This is a genomic window from Mesorhizobium shangrilense (genome assembly GCF_040537815.1).
Classification (GTDB): domain Bacteria; phylum Pseudomonadota; class Alphaproteobacteria; order Rhizobiales; family Rhizobiaceae; genus Mesorhizobium; species Mesorhizobium shangrilense.
Window position 1 is genome coordinate 173,662 of sequence record NZ_JBEWSZ010000003.1, and the last position, 14,662, is coordinate 188,323.

Sequence of the window (14,662 nt, forward strand, 5' to 3'; positions counted from 1 at the left end):
ATGTGAAATGTCCACCCTTCGCATCGAAAAGATCGACGTATTCCAAGTGAACCTCCCGTACTCGGGTGGGGTATACCTCCTCTCGGGAGGTCGCGAGTATCGTGGCTTCGACGCTACGATCGTTCGGATGACGACACAGAACGGGATAGAAGGGTGGGGTGAGAGCACTCCGTGGGGCTCGACCTATATCGCGGCCCATGCCCGCGGGGTCCGTTCTGGTCTCGCTGAAATCGCGCCAAGTCTGATCGGTCTCGATCCTCGCCGCGTTGACCGCATCAACGAAGCGATGGACTTCGCGCTCGTTGGTCATGAGCATGCGAAAACGGCTCTCGATGTCGCTTGCTGGGACATTTTCGGGAAGTCTGTCGGAATGCCTGTATGCGAGTTGCTTGGAGGTCGGACGAACGTCCGTATGCCGATCATTTCCTCAATCTACGTAGGGGATCCCGACGAAATGCGAGACCGCGTCGCCGAACATAGAGCTATGGGCTATATCGGGCATTCCGTGAAGATCGGCGACGACCCCATGATCGATGCGGAGCGTATTGCAGCTTCGATGGCAGACAAGAGGCCCGGCGAATTCTTCCTGGTAGATGCGAACGGCGGAATGACGGTGGAGTCCGCACTACGCATGCTACGCCTGCTTCCTGATGGGCTCGACTTCGTGCTCGAAGCGCCCTGCGCCACATGGCGTGAATGTGTGTCCTTGCGGCGACGAACGAATGTTCCGATCATATTCGACGAGCTCGCCACCAACGACGCGTCTATTGTCCAGATGATCGCCGACGACGCCGGGGACGGCATAGGTCTCAAGATTTCTAAGAACGGCGGTCTAACCAAAGGTCGCCGCCATCGCGATTTTTGCCTTGCAGCAGGCTACACGGTCAGTGTCCAGGACACAGTCGGATCAGACATTGCGTTCGCAGGCATAGTTCATCTCGGCCAGACGGTCCCAGAGCGAAATCTCCGATGTATTCTTGAGTGCCGGGACATGGTGACGGTCCGGACAGCAGACGGAGATTTTGAGGTAAGTGGAGGCCGCGTCACAGCACCAGATGCGCCTGGATTGGGGATTGCGCCCCGCCTGGACGTGCTTGGTGAGCCGGTGGCCAGCTATTCTTGACGGCGGCGAATTGTTCAGCTCCTCACCCATGCGAGGAAAGAACACTCCGGCCGACCAAGCGGAGTATGATGGCTGGCTGGAACTCGGCCCGATGGCTCGCAGGCCAAGGGTTTCCTGGTCGAGGTGGTCGCGACGGAAGGGCTAGGGACATCCGTGAATTCGGTGGTTGGCGGGCCCATCTTTCGGCGAGTTGATCATTCCCCCGTGGAATTGTGCCAGGCGACAGCCACCCACGGGTCATTGCCGTTGCTGAAGCGACTGGTGGGAAACTGCTGGAAGTGGCAAGGATGATGTCAACGACGCCTCGACAAATAAGGCGGCCATTTTGAAGGCAGCCCGTTATCAAGCAAATAAAACGCGGGCCGTCTACTAAAGGCGGACAAGTCGCTGCTAAATCGGAGGTGAAATTGTGATCACGCCACCCTCACCGCATTTCAAGCCAGTGGAACTGAGTCATCACTTCAATGCGAAACGAAAAGACCTAACAGGTCTTTTCGCTAGAAAACCAAAGGATGATGGCTGGAGCGATTCGATTGAAGGGCTTCAATCTCTCCGAGGTATACCGTTTCTGTTTGGAAAGACCGAGCGATCGGACATACTTATGCTTCATCCCCAGGGTCGGTCCATAGTTGTCGGCATTGAGCCGACCATCCTGACCTATGTAGTTTTCGTTCAACTTGTGACGGACCGTCCAGATGCAGTTCCTCCTGGATTCGGCGATACAGTTCCGGTAGGCCCCGCAAGCGCTGAATCGATCGCGGGTAACTCATTGGGGGAATTGGTGTCTACCTATTCCCTTCAGTACGCCGACGGCACTGAGATCGACGTACCGGTCGTTCGCCGCTTCGGCATTCAACAACGTCATGTGTGTTGGGGAGCCAGTCCATTCGCCGCGATGCCCGCTCGGGGACCGCACGTGTATGCAACGCACGGGGAGGACATTGCTCTCGGACGCAGTCCTCGGTTCGACTATGGAACAGCCGAATTTCGCACGGAATCTGGACGGCTCTATCAGAAAGAAAACCTGTGGCTTTACGCTCTTCCGAACGAGCACCCGGACAGAGAGGTAGTGGGCATTCGGTTACGCGCGGAAGCTGAGAGCTCCCTCATTTATGCTATAAGTACGACCGGGCTCCGGGAACATCCGCTACGCCTCCAAAACCGGAGAAAGTTGCGAATGCGGCTCCCTCCGGGAGTGAGTCTGAATGCAATAGGCGAACTCGATACCGATGATCGCGGTGACCAGATCGGAATCGACCTAGGAACAGTAATTTCGGCTCGACGGGTACTGGACTACAAGGAATCTGACTGGCTGAGCCACCTCCCAGATGCGCAGCCCGCGCCTTCTGACTCGGAAGTCATTGTCGAATATTCTGCCCATCCAGACGCTCGAATATTTCTGCGAACGGAAGATGGCACGTTGCTGGCAGAAGAGCTTGCCTCATTTGACAATACTTCCGCCAACTCTGACCAGCGCAAGTTGGAAGCGATGCTTATCCCTTCGACCATGAAGCCTGTGAAGTTTGTCATAGTCGAGAAAGGGACAACCGTGCCCGTTGCGGCGAGGCTTCACGTTCATGGTCCGAATGGCGAATATCTTCCACCCAAAGGCCATCATCGGAAAGTGAACGTTGGTCTATTCGAGGACAATTTTGCCGAATTTGCCAACGGGCTAAATCAATATGCGTATGTAAACGGCCAATGCACGATCGATCTGCCATTCGGTTCTGTGTTCGTCGAAATATCGAAAGGACTTGAAGTACAGCCGATCCGTCGGATCATCGACATTAATGAGCATACCGAAGCAATTACCTTCGAGCTCGATAAGGTACTGCACTGGCGCGAGCGAGGATGGGTAAGTTCCGATACCCATGTCCATTTCCTGAGCCCTCAAACCGCATTGCTCGAAGGTCAGGCGGAAGGCGTTAACGTCGTCAACCTGCTCGCGTCGCAATGGGGCGAGATGTTCAGCAACGTCGGCGATTTCGACGGCCGGACTACCCTCGGCGCCAAAGACTTCGGAGGCGATGGTGAGTTTCTCGTGCGCGTGGGTACAGAGAACCGGCAGCAGGTCTTAGGTCACATATCGCTCCTCGGATATGAGGGCGCTATGATCGACCCTCTGTGTACCGGCGGCCCAGACGAAGCGGCTATCGGGGACCCTCTTGAGACCACTATGGCGGAGTGGGCGGAACGTTGCCGCCGGCAGGGTGGGTTAGTGGTGATGCCTCACGCGCCGAATCCACAGGCGGAGCGCGCCGCGGATATTGTGCTCGGCTTGGTCGATGCGCTCGAAATCATGAGCTTCAATCCAAGGCGATGGCAGATCAGCGCGTTCGCGCTTGCTGACTGGTACCGATATCTCAACATCGGCTATCAACTGCCCCTGGTCGCCGGTTCCGATAAAATGGATGCCGCGTCACTACTGGGCGGTATCCGAACTTATGCCAGGCTGGGAGCAAATGATTTCACTTTTCGGACTTGGATGGATTGCATTAGGGGCGGAGACACCTTTGTCACCGTCGGCCCGCTGGTGAATGTCACGGTCGAGGGTCGACTGCCCGGGAGCAAGATTTCGCTTCCGGCAGGAGGCGGAACGATTGGGGTGCATTGGGAAGTTGAGGCGGTCAGCGTGCGTGCAAGCGCCGTTGAAGTGATCCGCAATGGGCTCGTGGTAGAACAGGCCAAATACGACGACCTCTCGCTCTCCGGTCAATGCTCGTTAAACATAACGGAATCCTGTTGGGTGGCAATTCGGATTCGGGGGAGTGTGGCCGGACGCGACACGGACATCGCAGCCCATACGAGCGCCGTTTTCATAGAGGTAGACGGACGCGCGATTTTCGCGACCTCTGACGCAGTAGCGGTTCTCGCGCAGATTGAAGGATCAATTGCATACTTAGACACGCTTGCCCCCAGGAGCAGCGAAGCGAAGCAAGCGCGAATGCGGGCTGCACTCGAGCTCGCCCATCACCGCTTGCATCATCAGCTGCACCACCATGGTGTGGGCCACCAACATACTCCGGTGCACTCAATCCATATTGCGCACGAGCATTAAAGGTGCGAATGGTTTAGCACCTGACACGATTTAAAGCCCGGGCCAGTAGGCGAGGAGCTGAATAATTGTCGCCGCTATGATGTGCGACGCTCTTAGAAGAAGTGTTGTACCTGCGTAATCGGTGCTAACATTGTTATATTATATAATCTAAAAAACTTCACCCACCTTCCGTGCCGCAAGATATTGTTATCAGAAAGCTAATTTGCTGCGATCGGTCGAGGGGGGAGACCCTTGGCGAGATCATCGGAGATCAAACTCGATCGCGCCGGATATTCGATGACAGCAGAGCCGCTCTCAAATCCATCAGGGGCGGGGCTCGTTGTGCTTGCCTTTCGTCAAACGCCGGCCGGAATTGCTCCCTTTTGCACCCTCTGCCAAAATGCCAAACTGTGCCTTTCACAACCCAATTAGCTTCTCTATGTCAGAAGCCCGACAAATTTTGCCCGTAACGGACAGGCAGAAACGGCCGCGAACAGGCAAAATTTTGAAATCAAACCATTTTTTGGCTCGGTATGGCTTTTGCTCTCTAACCGGTGACGTATACCTAGGAGCAGGGCCGTTCGATGTCTGTACCGATGATTTGCTTGAGGGCCTCACTAGCAGAAAATTGTTCCAACAGTTGCAGGCGACCGCCAAATCCCGTGCCTGCGGGTCTATATTCTGCGGCTCGTCGGCTACACCCGACGACGTGCATTTTGTTTACGTCTCTATGTGCGATGTCCTCAATCTACGCCGCATCCTCTTCCAACTTTGGGCGGGGGCGCGAGCGGGGTGAGCGCCTTCGTTCCGGCCGATCCCTCCATGACCGCTCTCTTGGCGCGATGGCCTTGCCGCCAACGAGACAGAACCTCCGCCATCGGCCCGCTCTGTTGGCAACGCAACTCCCATGATGAGCTTAGGTGTGCATTCCGAGGTTGCCCGGCTGCGAGAAGTACTGGTGCACCGGCCAGGCCCTGGCCTCCGCCGCCTCACGCCGGGGAACTGCAAGGGCCTTCTTTTCGACGACGTGCCTTGGGTGGAGCGCGCCGGACAGGAGCACGACACGTTCGTGGAGGCCCTGCGCGACCGTGGCGTGTTGGTTCACCCGTTGGACGAACTGCTTTCTGCAACGGTGGCCTTGCCCGAAGCGCGCCGTTGGCTCCTCGACCGTCGCGTTCAATCCTCCGCTGTCGGGCAAGATATGGTCGATGAACTGCGCGGCTGGCTCGAGGAAATTCCTTATGACCAGCTTGCGACCTATCTGGTGAGCGGGATTTTGGTTGCGGAAATGCCGTTCAAACCGCGCAGCCTGACGGGGCAAACGCTGGAGCCGGAGGATTTCGTCCTCCCGCCTTTGCCGAACCAGGTTTTTACACGTGACAGCTCCTGTTGGATCTATGGTGGTGTCTCGGTCAACACTATGTATTGGCCCGCAAGACAGCCAGAAGCTTCGAATGTCGAGGTGGTCTACCGGTTCCATCCGCGGTTTCGGGAGGCCAGCTTCACTTACTTGGGGCCCGATGGACCTGACCCCGCTTCCAGTCTCGAGGGCGGGGATGTGATGCCGGTCGGCGGCGGTGTTGTGCTGATTGGAATGGGTGAACGAACATCACCCCAGGCAGTCGAGGTTCTGGCGCGACGCTTGTTCTCGACGAAGGATGCGACGCACGTCATTGCAGCACTGATGCCGCGGAATCGCAGCTCTATGCATCTTGACACGATCTTCACCTTCTGTGACCGCGACCTCGTGACGATTCACCCGCAGGTCATTGAGCTACTCAAGACGTTTTCGTTACGACCGAACAATGCTGAGGGTGTGCTCGATGTCACCAAGGAGACTAGGCCATTTTTATCGGTAGTGGCTGAGGCTCTGGGATTGAAGGCTCTCCGCACTGTCGAGACCGGTGGTGACAGATTTGCGGCAGAGCGGGAGCAATGGGATGCCGCTAATAATGTGATCACCGTCGAGCCGGGCGTCGTCATTGCCTACGAACGCAACGTACACACGAACACGCTGTTGAGGCGCGCCGGCGTGGAAGTGATCACGGTCGACGGTGCTGAACTCAGCCGTGGCCGCGGCGGCGGACGCTGCATGACTTGCCCACTTGTGCGCGATCCGATCTGACCAAAAGGCACTTTGACATCGACCCGCCAGGCACAGCAAGGCCATCCGCGATCTCAGCGATTTCCGCCTCAACGGGATCGCTGACCCGAATGCCCCGGGCGGTCGCTGCAGCATACTTCAATGCACTCGCTAACCCGATCGGAGGCTTTCCCGTGGCAGCACGTACAGAATGCTCGGTTCAGGCCCCTTCCGCGGTGGTTATGGTCCGTCCGCATCGTTTCGCGGTCAATATCGAGACTGCGGCCGACAATCGCTTTCAAATATCGAACGTTGATGCTGGTGATCTGTCGCCGCTTGCCTATGCGGAGATCACCCGTGCCGCTGCGCTGCTCCAAGAGCAGGGTATAACGGTGCATTTGTTCGAGGGCGAGGACAGCGACGCTCCGGATTCAGTGTTTCCGAACAACTGGTTTTCAACCCACGCTGGCGGTTACGTAGCGATCTACCCCATGAAGGCCTTGAGCCGCCGCCGTGAGCGCCGGAGCGATATTATTGATATGCTGAAGCGACGATATAGGGTGCAGGAGGTGATCGACTATTCTGGCCTTGAGCCGGACGGCCTCTTCTTGGAAGGTACCGGTTCGATGGTGCTCGATCATATTGATCGGGTCGCCTATGCAGTGAGATCTGAGCGCACCGATCCAATCGCACTTGAAAGGTTCTGTACCCAGTTCAGTTTTGAGCCGATGGTGTTCTCGGCGAAGGACCCCGGCGGGTTCGACATCTATCATACGAACGTGTTGATGTGCGTCGCGACCGATTTCGCCATGATCGGGCTCGACATGATCACTGAATCAGGGAGACGACGCGAAATCGTCAACCGCTTCGAACGCGCCGGCCGTCGGGTGATCGGGCTCACCAACGCACAGATTGAGAAGTTTGCAGGCAATGCGATTGAGCTCCTGGGCGCGGACGGGCGCATCTTGGTCCTGTCGACGACCGCACTCTTGGCATTGACGAAGGAACAGATCGACATCATCGGCGAAAGCGCGCGGCTGCTGCCGCTAGCAATTCCTACGGTCGAGCGGGCCGGCGGTTCCGTGCGATGCACGATCGCCGGCGTGCACCTCACGCCTCGGGTTTAAAAGCGGTCCGTCGGCTGCGAACCAACCCCGCGGGAACAGGAAGACGCAACTCGCCGATGCTCCACTGCCGCCGGGCTGCCATCCAGGCTTGGAGCTACCCCTTATCCGAGCAGACAGAGTTGCCGATTGCCGAGATCGCAGTCGCCTATGGCCTCTCGTAGGCGTCGCACCTCTCGTCGAGCTTTCGGCTGGGTCACAGTTACCAAAGCGAGCCGGTGACAGTTGTTGCCGTCGAGGAAGCACTTAGCTCAAACGCATTCCGATGGGGAAGCGACCTTTTCAACCATGGCTATTACTGGGAAGCTCATGAGGCTTGGGAGCCTCTATGGCACGCTGCGAAACAAAGCGCTCAGCTATCCGACCGCGACGCCTGTTGAGGCGTATGTCCGTCCGGCAGTAAAGATTGAGTCAGGCGCGAAGTCGGCACTCGATCCGAACACACCGCAGATCATTCGACCCTATGTCGATGAGGACGTGCCAGGTCTCGATCTGAGCGTGGCCAACGTCACTACGGTCGATCCGGAGCGGACTTTTTGGGACAAGGTCGTGATCCTTCATGGCCTGCGGCGCTGGTTTGAGCGTCGGGGTGAACTGCGCGGTGGCGGACAGCGGATTTCACGCCACTATTATGACATTCATCGGCTCATGGAGTCCGAAACTGGCCGCCGGGCAATCGCGAATAGGGATCTTGGCGCCGACTGCGTCGCTCATGCTCGCATGTTTTTCAACCGCAAGGACTACGACCTTGCATCAGCCGAACCGCCGACCTTGCCCTTGCTGCCACATGACGAAATGGTTGACGCCCTGCGGCGAGATTATGTTGCCATGGCCGCGATGATCTTTGGGCCTGTGCCGAATTTCAACTTGGTGCTCGAAAGCGTCCGACAATTGGAAACGCTGTTGAACGCGCCAAAAGGTTGACGTTCAGCCTGCTGTATGTTCGCCATTTGCGCTCGAAAAGTCGCATAATTGGCAGTCTGGTGTGATGTCCGGAATTATTTGTCATCTGTGAGACTCCGAGTCCAGAATTATCTGTCGTCGGCCAGCCTGTTAAGTGGCTCATATCGCACCGCTTTCGCCAGAAGAGGTTCCCAATGCCCTTCGGTCAACAGGTTACCAATGTGCCCCAACGACAATTAATTCCGGACTGGCGCTAAAGGGCTGTCTTCATTAAGCTTATTGCGGTCCTGATTGGGAACCTAAGGTCACACAACACGCGAATTGGTAACCCACCTGGACAGGTTTGGTAACCCATATCGAGTGAGTGCCGCTCGCACTTCTCGGCGGTTTCGTTCCAGTTCTAAGCCCGGCTTAATTCGGGACAACTGGCCTGCTGCCGGTTCCATGGACACCGAGTTAAGGTGTTGAAGATGGAACCGGAGTTTTCCCATGGAGAGAAGAAAGTTCAGCCGCGAGTTCAAGCTTGAGGCTGTGAGGCTGGTGAAGGAACGAGGTGTTGCGGTCGCGCAGGCGGCTCGGGATCTGGACCTGCACGAGAATGTGCTGCGCAAATGGATACGTGATCTATCGGCCGATCCGCAGCATGCGTTTCCCGGCCACGGCCAAATGAAGCCGGAGCAGCTCGAGATCGACAAGCTGCGTCGCGAAGTGGCCAAGCTCAAGGCGGAGCGCGACATCCTAAAAAACTGTCACGGGCCGTTGCCCGCCTGCGCGCGGTAGTAACAGCCTATGCTACCCTAGCACCTCGGAGGGTAGCGGCCGTCAGCTTATTGGAGGCGCAGTCCCCGTAAAAAAACGTGGTCCATGGGTGCATGCGAACTTGAGAGTGGTGACGCCGCTCTAACGGCGATCCCGATTAGGAAGATGAAGATAGGCATAGCCCAGACCCTCCCGCCCACAATTTTTGATGGAGGATTTGCGATGCCCAAGATGACGACCGGCGACCGCCCGGAGTTGAAGCCGGTCAATGTTGGTGCCGCTGGCATCGACATCGGATCAAGAATGCACATGGCAGCGGTCGACCCGGCCTGCACAGACACGCCAGTGCGAGCGTTTGGCACATTCACGCAAGACCTGCATGATCTGGCGGACTGGTTCACAGCGTGCGGCGTGACCAGTGTCGCGATGGAATCCACCGGGGTCTATTGGATCCCGGCCTACGAGATTCTCGAGCAGCACGGGTTCGAGGTCATTCTGGTCAATGCGCGTTACGCAAAGAACGTGCCTGGGCGCAAAACAGATGTCAGCGATGCCGCGTGGCTCCGCCAGCTTCATTCTTACGGTTTGTTACGCGGGAGTTTCCGTCCTGATGCCGAGATCGCAACCCTGCGCGCCTATCTGCGTCAGCGGGAGCGGCTCGTGGAATACGCAGCCGCCCATATCCAGCACATGCAGAAGGCCCTGATGGAAATGAACCTGCAACTTCACCACGTCGTCTCCGACGTCACCGGCGCGACCGGTATGCGGATCATCCGAGCGATTGTAGCGGGCGAGCGCAATCCCGATATATTGGCTACCTACCGTGATGTGCGCTGCCATTCCTCTGTCGAGACGATCCGCGCTGCACTGGTGGGCAACGACCGGGACGAACATGTCTTCGCCCTGACCCAGTCGCTGGAGCTTTACGACACCTACCAGGCCAAGATGCTCGACTGCGATCGCAAGCTGGAATCCTTGATAGCGGCGCTGACTGACAAAGGGACCAAGCCGGTCGGCAAGCTCTCCAGGCCGCGGGTGAAGACCAAGCAGGTCAATACACCATCGTTCGACGTGAGGACCGCTCTATACGGCGTGCTTGGCGTTGATCTGACCGAGATCCATGGATTGGGTCCGTCACTCGCGTTGAAGCTTATCGGCGAGTGCGGCACGGATCTGAGGGCTTGGCCGAGCGCCAAGCACTTTACCTCCTGGCTGTGTCTCGCGCCGGGGAACAAAATCTCCGGCGGCAAGGTGCTCTCTTCACGCACGCGGAGATCATCCAGCCGGGCAGCAGCGCTCTTGCGGTTGGCGGCCACGACTATCGGGCGGAGCGATACGGCGCTCGGAGCATTCTATCGTCGGCTGTCCTCTCGTGCGGGCAAGGCGAAGGCCGTGACGGCGACCGCCCGCAAAATTGCGGTCCTGTTCTACAACATCCTCAGGCACGGCATGACCTACAGGGATCCGGGCGCCGATCACTATGAGGAACAATATCGCAGCCGTGTCCTCGCCAATCTGAAGCGGCGCGCCAAATCGCTGGGCTTCGTTTTGCAAGCTGTTCCATACGAGACTGAGGCGGCTGTTTCTTAGGAAGGCCGCAGCCTACTTCGCGAGGGAAGTGACATGAGGTTCGCTTTCATCGCGAAACACCGGAGCATCTGGCCGGTGCCGACTTTACTTTTCGGCATCGCGCCGAGGCAAGGAATTAGGAAGTTCCTTTGGGATTTTGTCTGTCGGGGGAGCCAACTGATACATCAAGGAATAGGCAAATACATAGAGAAACAGGAATGCTGAAAAAGCCAATGGTGCAGTGCCTGCTCGGCTCACCCTCAATTGCCTCCTCGCGAAATTGCCATGTGCAGTCGTCGCAACGCCATCGAGAATGATAACCACAAGCGCCAGGATAATCATGAGGTGTCCAACCGCATCGATCTTTCCGAATTCAGCAATTGCCGAGGTGAATATCGCCAACAGCACTATTGAAGCCAATATCTGGCTCGCTCTGCCGAACAGAACGAGGAAGGCTGCGACGAACTCCACGAATCCAGCCAAAATGATGTATTCATGATGGTCTATGCCGAGAGCTAGATGGCTATGCTTCTCCAGCAGCAGCATGGTCCAGGACCAATAGAGCCACTTCTCAACCGCAGCCCAAAGGAGCGTGGCCGATAGCGAGACGACAAGGATCATGTCAGCATGGCGGTAGAAACGTTCCAGGCGGGCCGACTGGATGATCAGATAGACCGCGATGCCGAGGAACAACGGATAATCCATCATATGGAACACCCCATAATCATGGATGCCATAGGCGTACAATCCAATCAAACCTGCGCCAGAGATCAGGGTCGTTGGCCAGGTCAGGGTGCACAGGGCCAGGAAAAATTGCAGCCAGCCGATATAGGTGCTGCTGATCCTTAGCTCAGGCGTGAGGATAATTCCTCCAAGCAGCCACAGTGCCCAAAGAAATAGCCCTAGCCCGATGCGAAGGAGATCTGGCGATGCCCTCCGCCAATGTTCAAACCGACGCATGTAGTCGGCGTAGGCAGGCCAGGAGGCGAGCCAGGCATCGAACCAGAACATTACGATGACAAAGCACATCGAAAGCAGTACCGACCCGATGAACAGCGGGTTGATGAGCGACGTAAGCGGCTGAGGGGGCATGCCCAGGTCGTATGCAGAGAACCACTTCACATGGGCAAAGGCGGGATCGGTGCCTAGAGCTACTAAAAAAGCGACCGCGTACAAAAGCATAATCCTGGCTGCGCAGGATCTACATGCAGCGCCGGAAGGCAGGATTTTTCCCCTGCCCGGATAAATCCAATTGAGGAGCATCGGAAAACCGAACCCATCGATCATATGTTGGACCTTTAGACTTGAACTCACTGCTGCTCCGATACCATTTTCTGGACCGCCGGAAGGTAGAGTTTCCCGGCTTTCTCACGATCGCGGGCTGGCGGCGCCATCGGGATTGAGCAACGAGATCGGGGCCTTGTGCCCGATCGCCCCATGCGGGCGCACCTCGTTGTAGTATCTGCGCCAATCCTCCAACTTTTCGGCGGCGTCGGCAAGGGTCAGGAACCAGTGGGCGTTCAGGCACTCCGCCCTGAAGCGACCGTTGAAGGCTTCGATGTAGGCGTTGTCGGTGGGCTTTCCCGTCCTGCTGAAGTCCTTTCGCGTACGCCCATAGGGGTCGCGGGAGACGAACTCGGAGCCTTGGTCGACGCGGATCGTCTTGGGATAGCCGATCTTCGGACAGACCTGTTCCAGTGCCCTGACCGGCGTTGTCCCGTTGTTTGAAATGTGGCCGCGCGAGGCCGACACCGCGCTTTTCAGGCAGGCCGTGCACTCACGGCTTCCCACGCGGCCATTGCCTGGCGTCGATGGGTTCGAATTTGTGCTGCGGAGCGGTTGGTCTGGATGGGATGGGACGAAGAGATTTCGGAGATTTCGGACGGCGGAGAAGATCGACACGAAATGCTGCAATGAGCCGACCGACCGGAAACCCTGTCGCGTTCGTTCCCGTTTTCGGAACGGCAGGTGAGAATCTCCACCCGGTTGTTCAAGCCTTTATGCGAGCGGTGTTCCACGTTCGGCATGACTTGGCGTTGGGCCGCCCCGTAGGAGCGCAGTTTGTCGGTGATCATACGCTTTGGCGGCAGACCCTGCTTCTTCAGAAGTCGCGTCAGCAGGCGCCTGGCGGCCTTAGTGTTGCGACGCGTCTGGACAATCTCGTCGAGCACATATCCGTCCTGATCAACCGCTCTCCAAAACCAGCATTTCTGACCGTTGATGCGCACTCGTCTTTCGTTGGTGCCTTGCGGCGTATGCGGCGCGCATAATCAGGGCCGTGCTTTCGGCACCATCGGCGGATGGTCTCGTAGGAAACGACGATCCCGCGATCGAGCAGCATTTCCTCGACATCGCGCAGGCTCAGATTGAAGCGGAAGTAGAGCCAGACAGCACGGGCCACGATTTCGATCGGATAGCGGTGGGTTCTTGTAGGTCGGTGCACTCACGGTCATGGGCGCGCTGCTACGTGTTCTAACGCGGCGCTCTTCGTCGGACATGGCCATGGTTCGGGCGGTCCCTTTTTTAGGCGTCCAGATGTCGCTGAGGTATCCTCCGCCGCAATAAGGTAATGACGCGCCTATAGCCGCCAGCACCACAGCCCGAGTTGCTATGTGCCCGGCAATCCCACTGTTATGCACCGCCGAACGTCGGTTTCCATTTGTGGTTGCGTTCCCGGTGATGGCCTTTGGAATAAAGCTTGACCGCCTCGGTTCCATAAACGATGCTGAATATACCGCCCCCCGGCTAGACAGAGGCAATTCTGTCTAGGGTCCTTATCGAGCCGTCGCAGAACGGCACTTCGAGTGGAACGAGAAGCTGGCCGTCAAGGCCGCTGGTTGGGGAGGAATCCGAGAATGACATACAAGTCGGTTCAGGAAGCGCTGCGGGCAGCTGGAATTGTCATGAGCAAGAAGGGGCAAGTCCTCCGTATTAACTTCTTCAGCGGGTTGGAAGACACAGCGCATTACACTGTCAGTCTGGAAGAGGCTTTGGATAAAGGCCTCGCTATGACGAAACGGCGGTCGCACAGAGCCTAGACGGAGGCGTAGAGGAGGACGCGCCGAGTTGGGCCGTCATCTCGGCCTTCATCGACCAGCCGACGACGCGGCGCGAGAACAGGTCGACTACTGCGGCGACGTAGAGCCAGCCTTCCGCGGTCCAGATGTAGGTGAAGTCGGCCACCCACTTCTGGTTCGGCGCCGATGCCTCGAAGGCACGGTCGAGGATGTTCTGCGATACTGACGCGACCAGCCGCTCCCCAGCATCCTTCGGCAGGCCACGCCGACGTGGCCGGGCTCTCAGGCCGTTCTCCCGCATCAGCCGTTCGATGCGATGCAGGCCGCAAGAGAGCCCCTCCGCCAGGACATCGTGCCAGACCCGGCGTGTGCCGTAGGTGTGGTCGCTGCTCTTGGAGCTTCGGTCTATTTCGACAAGAAGAGCCTCATCATACCGGGACCGGGCGCTGGGGCTTCGGTTGAGCCAGGCATGGAAGCCGGAACGGGACACATCCAGTGCACTGCACAGCCGTGCCATTGTTTCAACATCCCCTTTGATGAGGTGGATGAGGCGTTGTCCCGTTGTTTGGCTGCGCAGCTCGTATTGGCCCGATGCGCACGACAATCATGGCGTTTATTCCGGCTCCGCCGAGGGCTTCATCCAGTCCAGGAAGATATCGGCCAGGACGCTGGACGTAGTCCGGGTCTCGCGTCGGATCGCTTCGAGACGTGAGATGTCGACACGCGCCGCAGGCACTCTAAGAGGCGCCGGCGATACGGGAATGCCGGGCGGCTGAATTCCGACGGGAATAACAAGGGGAAGGTCGTCATTTCCGTCGCGCGGCTTTCCCTGTGGCGCAACACTCCCATGCAGTCGCAAAATACAGAGAGGTTTCGTCCAGATCCATCAGCCTGAACAGCTTCTCGAGCTGCAACACTTCTCGTGCGTGAAGGGAATCCGCGAGGTTTTTGAGCGAATGGCACCGGCGCAACCTAACCAAGATTGTCCAACACACGACAATTCTGTCGCCCTGTGGGTTGAGGCCGGAGGCTCATGCGGGAGAAACC

At 57.6% G+C, this 14,662-nt stretch carries 7 protein-coding genes and 6 pseudogenes; 9 read left to right on the forward strand and 4 right to left on the reverse strand.

The window, feature by feature from the left end; all coding sequences use genetic code 11:
• Positions 1-7 precede the first annotated feature (7 nt).
• From ABVQ20_RS29965 to ABVQ20_RS30000, 8 genes and pseudogenes are all read left to right on the forward strand, one after another.
• Positions 8-1,123: a mandelate racemase/muconate lactonizing enzyme family protein gene (locus tag ABVQ20_RS29965; RefSeq protein ID WP_354463310.1), complete on the forward strand. Its 1,116-nt coding sequence runs from the start codon at positions 8-10 to the stop codon at positions 1,121-1,123.
• A gap of 1,177 nt (positions 1,124-2,300) precedes the next feature.
• Positions 2,301-4,181 carry a CehA/McbA family metallohydrolase gene (locus ABVQ20_RS29970; protein ID WP_354463311.1) on the forward strand — a complete coding sequence of 627 codons (1,881 nt, stop codon included), beginning with the start codon at positions 2,301-2,303 and terminating at the stop codon, positions 4,179-4,181.
• Positions 4,182-5,067: 886 nt separating this feature from the next.
• Entirely contained in the window at positions 5,068-6,285 is a 1,218-nt protein-coding gene (locus tag ABVQ20_RS29975; RefSeq protein WP_354463312.1) for an arginine deiminase, read from the forward strand.
• 200 nt (positions 6,286-6,485) lie between these two features.
• Complete coding sequence (gene ctlX, locus ABVQ20_RS29980; protein WP_354463465.1) at positions 6,486-7,370, forward strand: citrulline utilization hydrolase CtlX; 885 nt, start codon at positions 6,486-6,488, stop codon at positions 7,368-7,370.
• A gap of 215 nt (positions 7,371-7,585) precedes the next feature.
• On the forward strand, positions 7,586-7,747 hold the full coding sequence (locus ABVQ20_RS29985; RefSeq protein ID WP_354463313.1) for a DUF309 domain-containing protein: 162 nt from the start codon (positions 7,586-7,588) through the stop codon (positions 7,745-7,747).
• Positions 7,725-8,291: pseudogene (locus tag ABVQ20_RS29990) on the forward strand (nucleotidyl transferase AbiEii/AbiGii toxin family protein); the annotation flags it as partial. The gene ABVQ20_RS29985 and the pseudogene ABVQ20_RS29990, both read left to right, overlap by 23 nt.
• 468 nt (positions 8,292-8,759) lie before the next feature.
• Positions 8,760-9,014: pseudogene (locus tag ABVQ20_RS29995) on the forward strand (transposase); the annotation flags it as partial.
• A gap of 237 nt (positions 9,015-9,251) precedes the next feature.
• On the forward strand, positions 9,252-10,619 hold the full coding sequence (locus ABVQ20_RS30000; RefSeq protein ID WP_354463314.1) for an IS110 family RNA-guided transposase: 1,368 nt from the start codon (positions 9,252-9,254) through the stop codon (positions 10,617-10,619).
• Positions 10,620-10,703: 84 nt separating this feature from the next.
• On the opposite strand, the gene ABVQ20_RS30005 is transcribed toward ABVQ20_RS30000, so the two are convergent.
• From ABVQ20_RS30005 to ABVQ20_RS30020, 4 genes and pseudogenes are all read right to left on the reverse strand, one after another.
• Positions 10,704-11,885: a hypothetical protein gene (locus ABVQ20_RS30005; protein ID WP_354463315.1), complete on the reverse strand. Its 1,182-nt coding sequence runs from the start codon at positions 11,883-11,885 to the stop codon at positions 10,704-10,706.
• 81 nt (positions 11,886-11,966) lie between these two features.
• Positions 11,967-12,317 (reverse strand): annotated as a pseudogene (locus tag ABVQ20_RS30010) (integrase core domain-containing protein); the annotation flags it as partial.
• A 41-nt stretch (positions 12,318-12,358) separates the two neighbouring features.
• Positions 12,359-13,041: pseudogene (locus ABVQ20_RS30015) on the reverse strand (IS6 family transposase).
• A gap of 620 nt (positions 13,042-13,661) precedes the next feature.
• Positions 13,662-14,162: pseudogene (locus tag ABVQ20_RS30020) on the reverse strand (IS3 family transposase); the annotation flags it as partial.
• A 19-nt stretch (positions 14,163-14,181) separates the two neighbouring features.
• On the opposite strand from ABVQ20_RS30020, the pseudogene ABVQ20_RS30025 reads away from it, so the two are divergent.
• Positions 14,182-14,259: pseudogene (locus ABVQ20_RS30025) on the forward strand (nuclear transport factor 2 family protein); the annotation flags it as partial.
• Positions 14,260-14,662 lie beyond the last annotated feature (403 nt).

Bases quoted from the DNA above. Each gene is read 5' to 3' on its own strand.
- ABVQ20_RS29965 (WP_354463310.1), top strand. From the start codon at position 8: ATGTCCACCCTTCGCATCGAAAAGATCGACGTATTCCAAGTGAACCTC.
- ABVQ20_RS29970 (WP_354463311.1), top strand. From the start codon at position 2,301: ATGCGGCTCCCTCCGGGAGTGAGTCTGAATGCAATAGGCGAACTCGAT.
- ABVQ20_RS29975 (WP_354463312.1), top strand. From the start codon at position 5,068: ATGATGAGCTTAGGTGTGCATTCCGAGGTTGCCCGGCTGCGAGAAGTA.
- ctlX (WP_354463465.1), top strand. From the start codon at position 6,486: ATGGTCCGTCCGCATCGTTTCGCGGTCAATATCGAGACTGCGGCCGAC.
- ABVQ20_RS30000 (WP_354463314.1), top strand. From the start codon at position 9,252: ATGCCCAAGATGACGACCGGCGACCGCCCGGAGTTGAAGCCGGTCAAT.
- ABVQ20_RS30005 (WP_354463315.1), bottom strand. From the start codon at position 11,885: ATGATCGATGGGTTCGGTTTTCCGATGCTCCTCAATTGGATTTATCCG.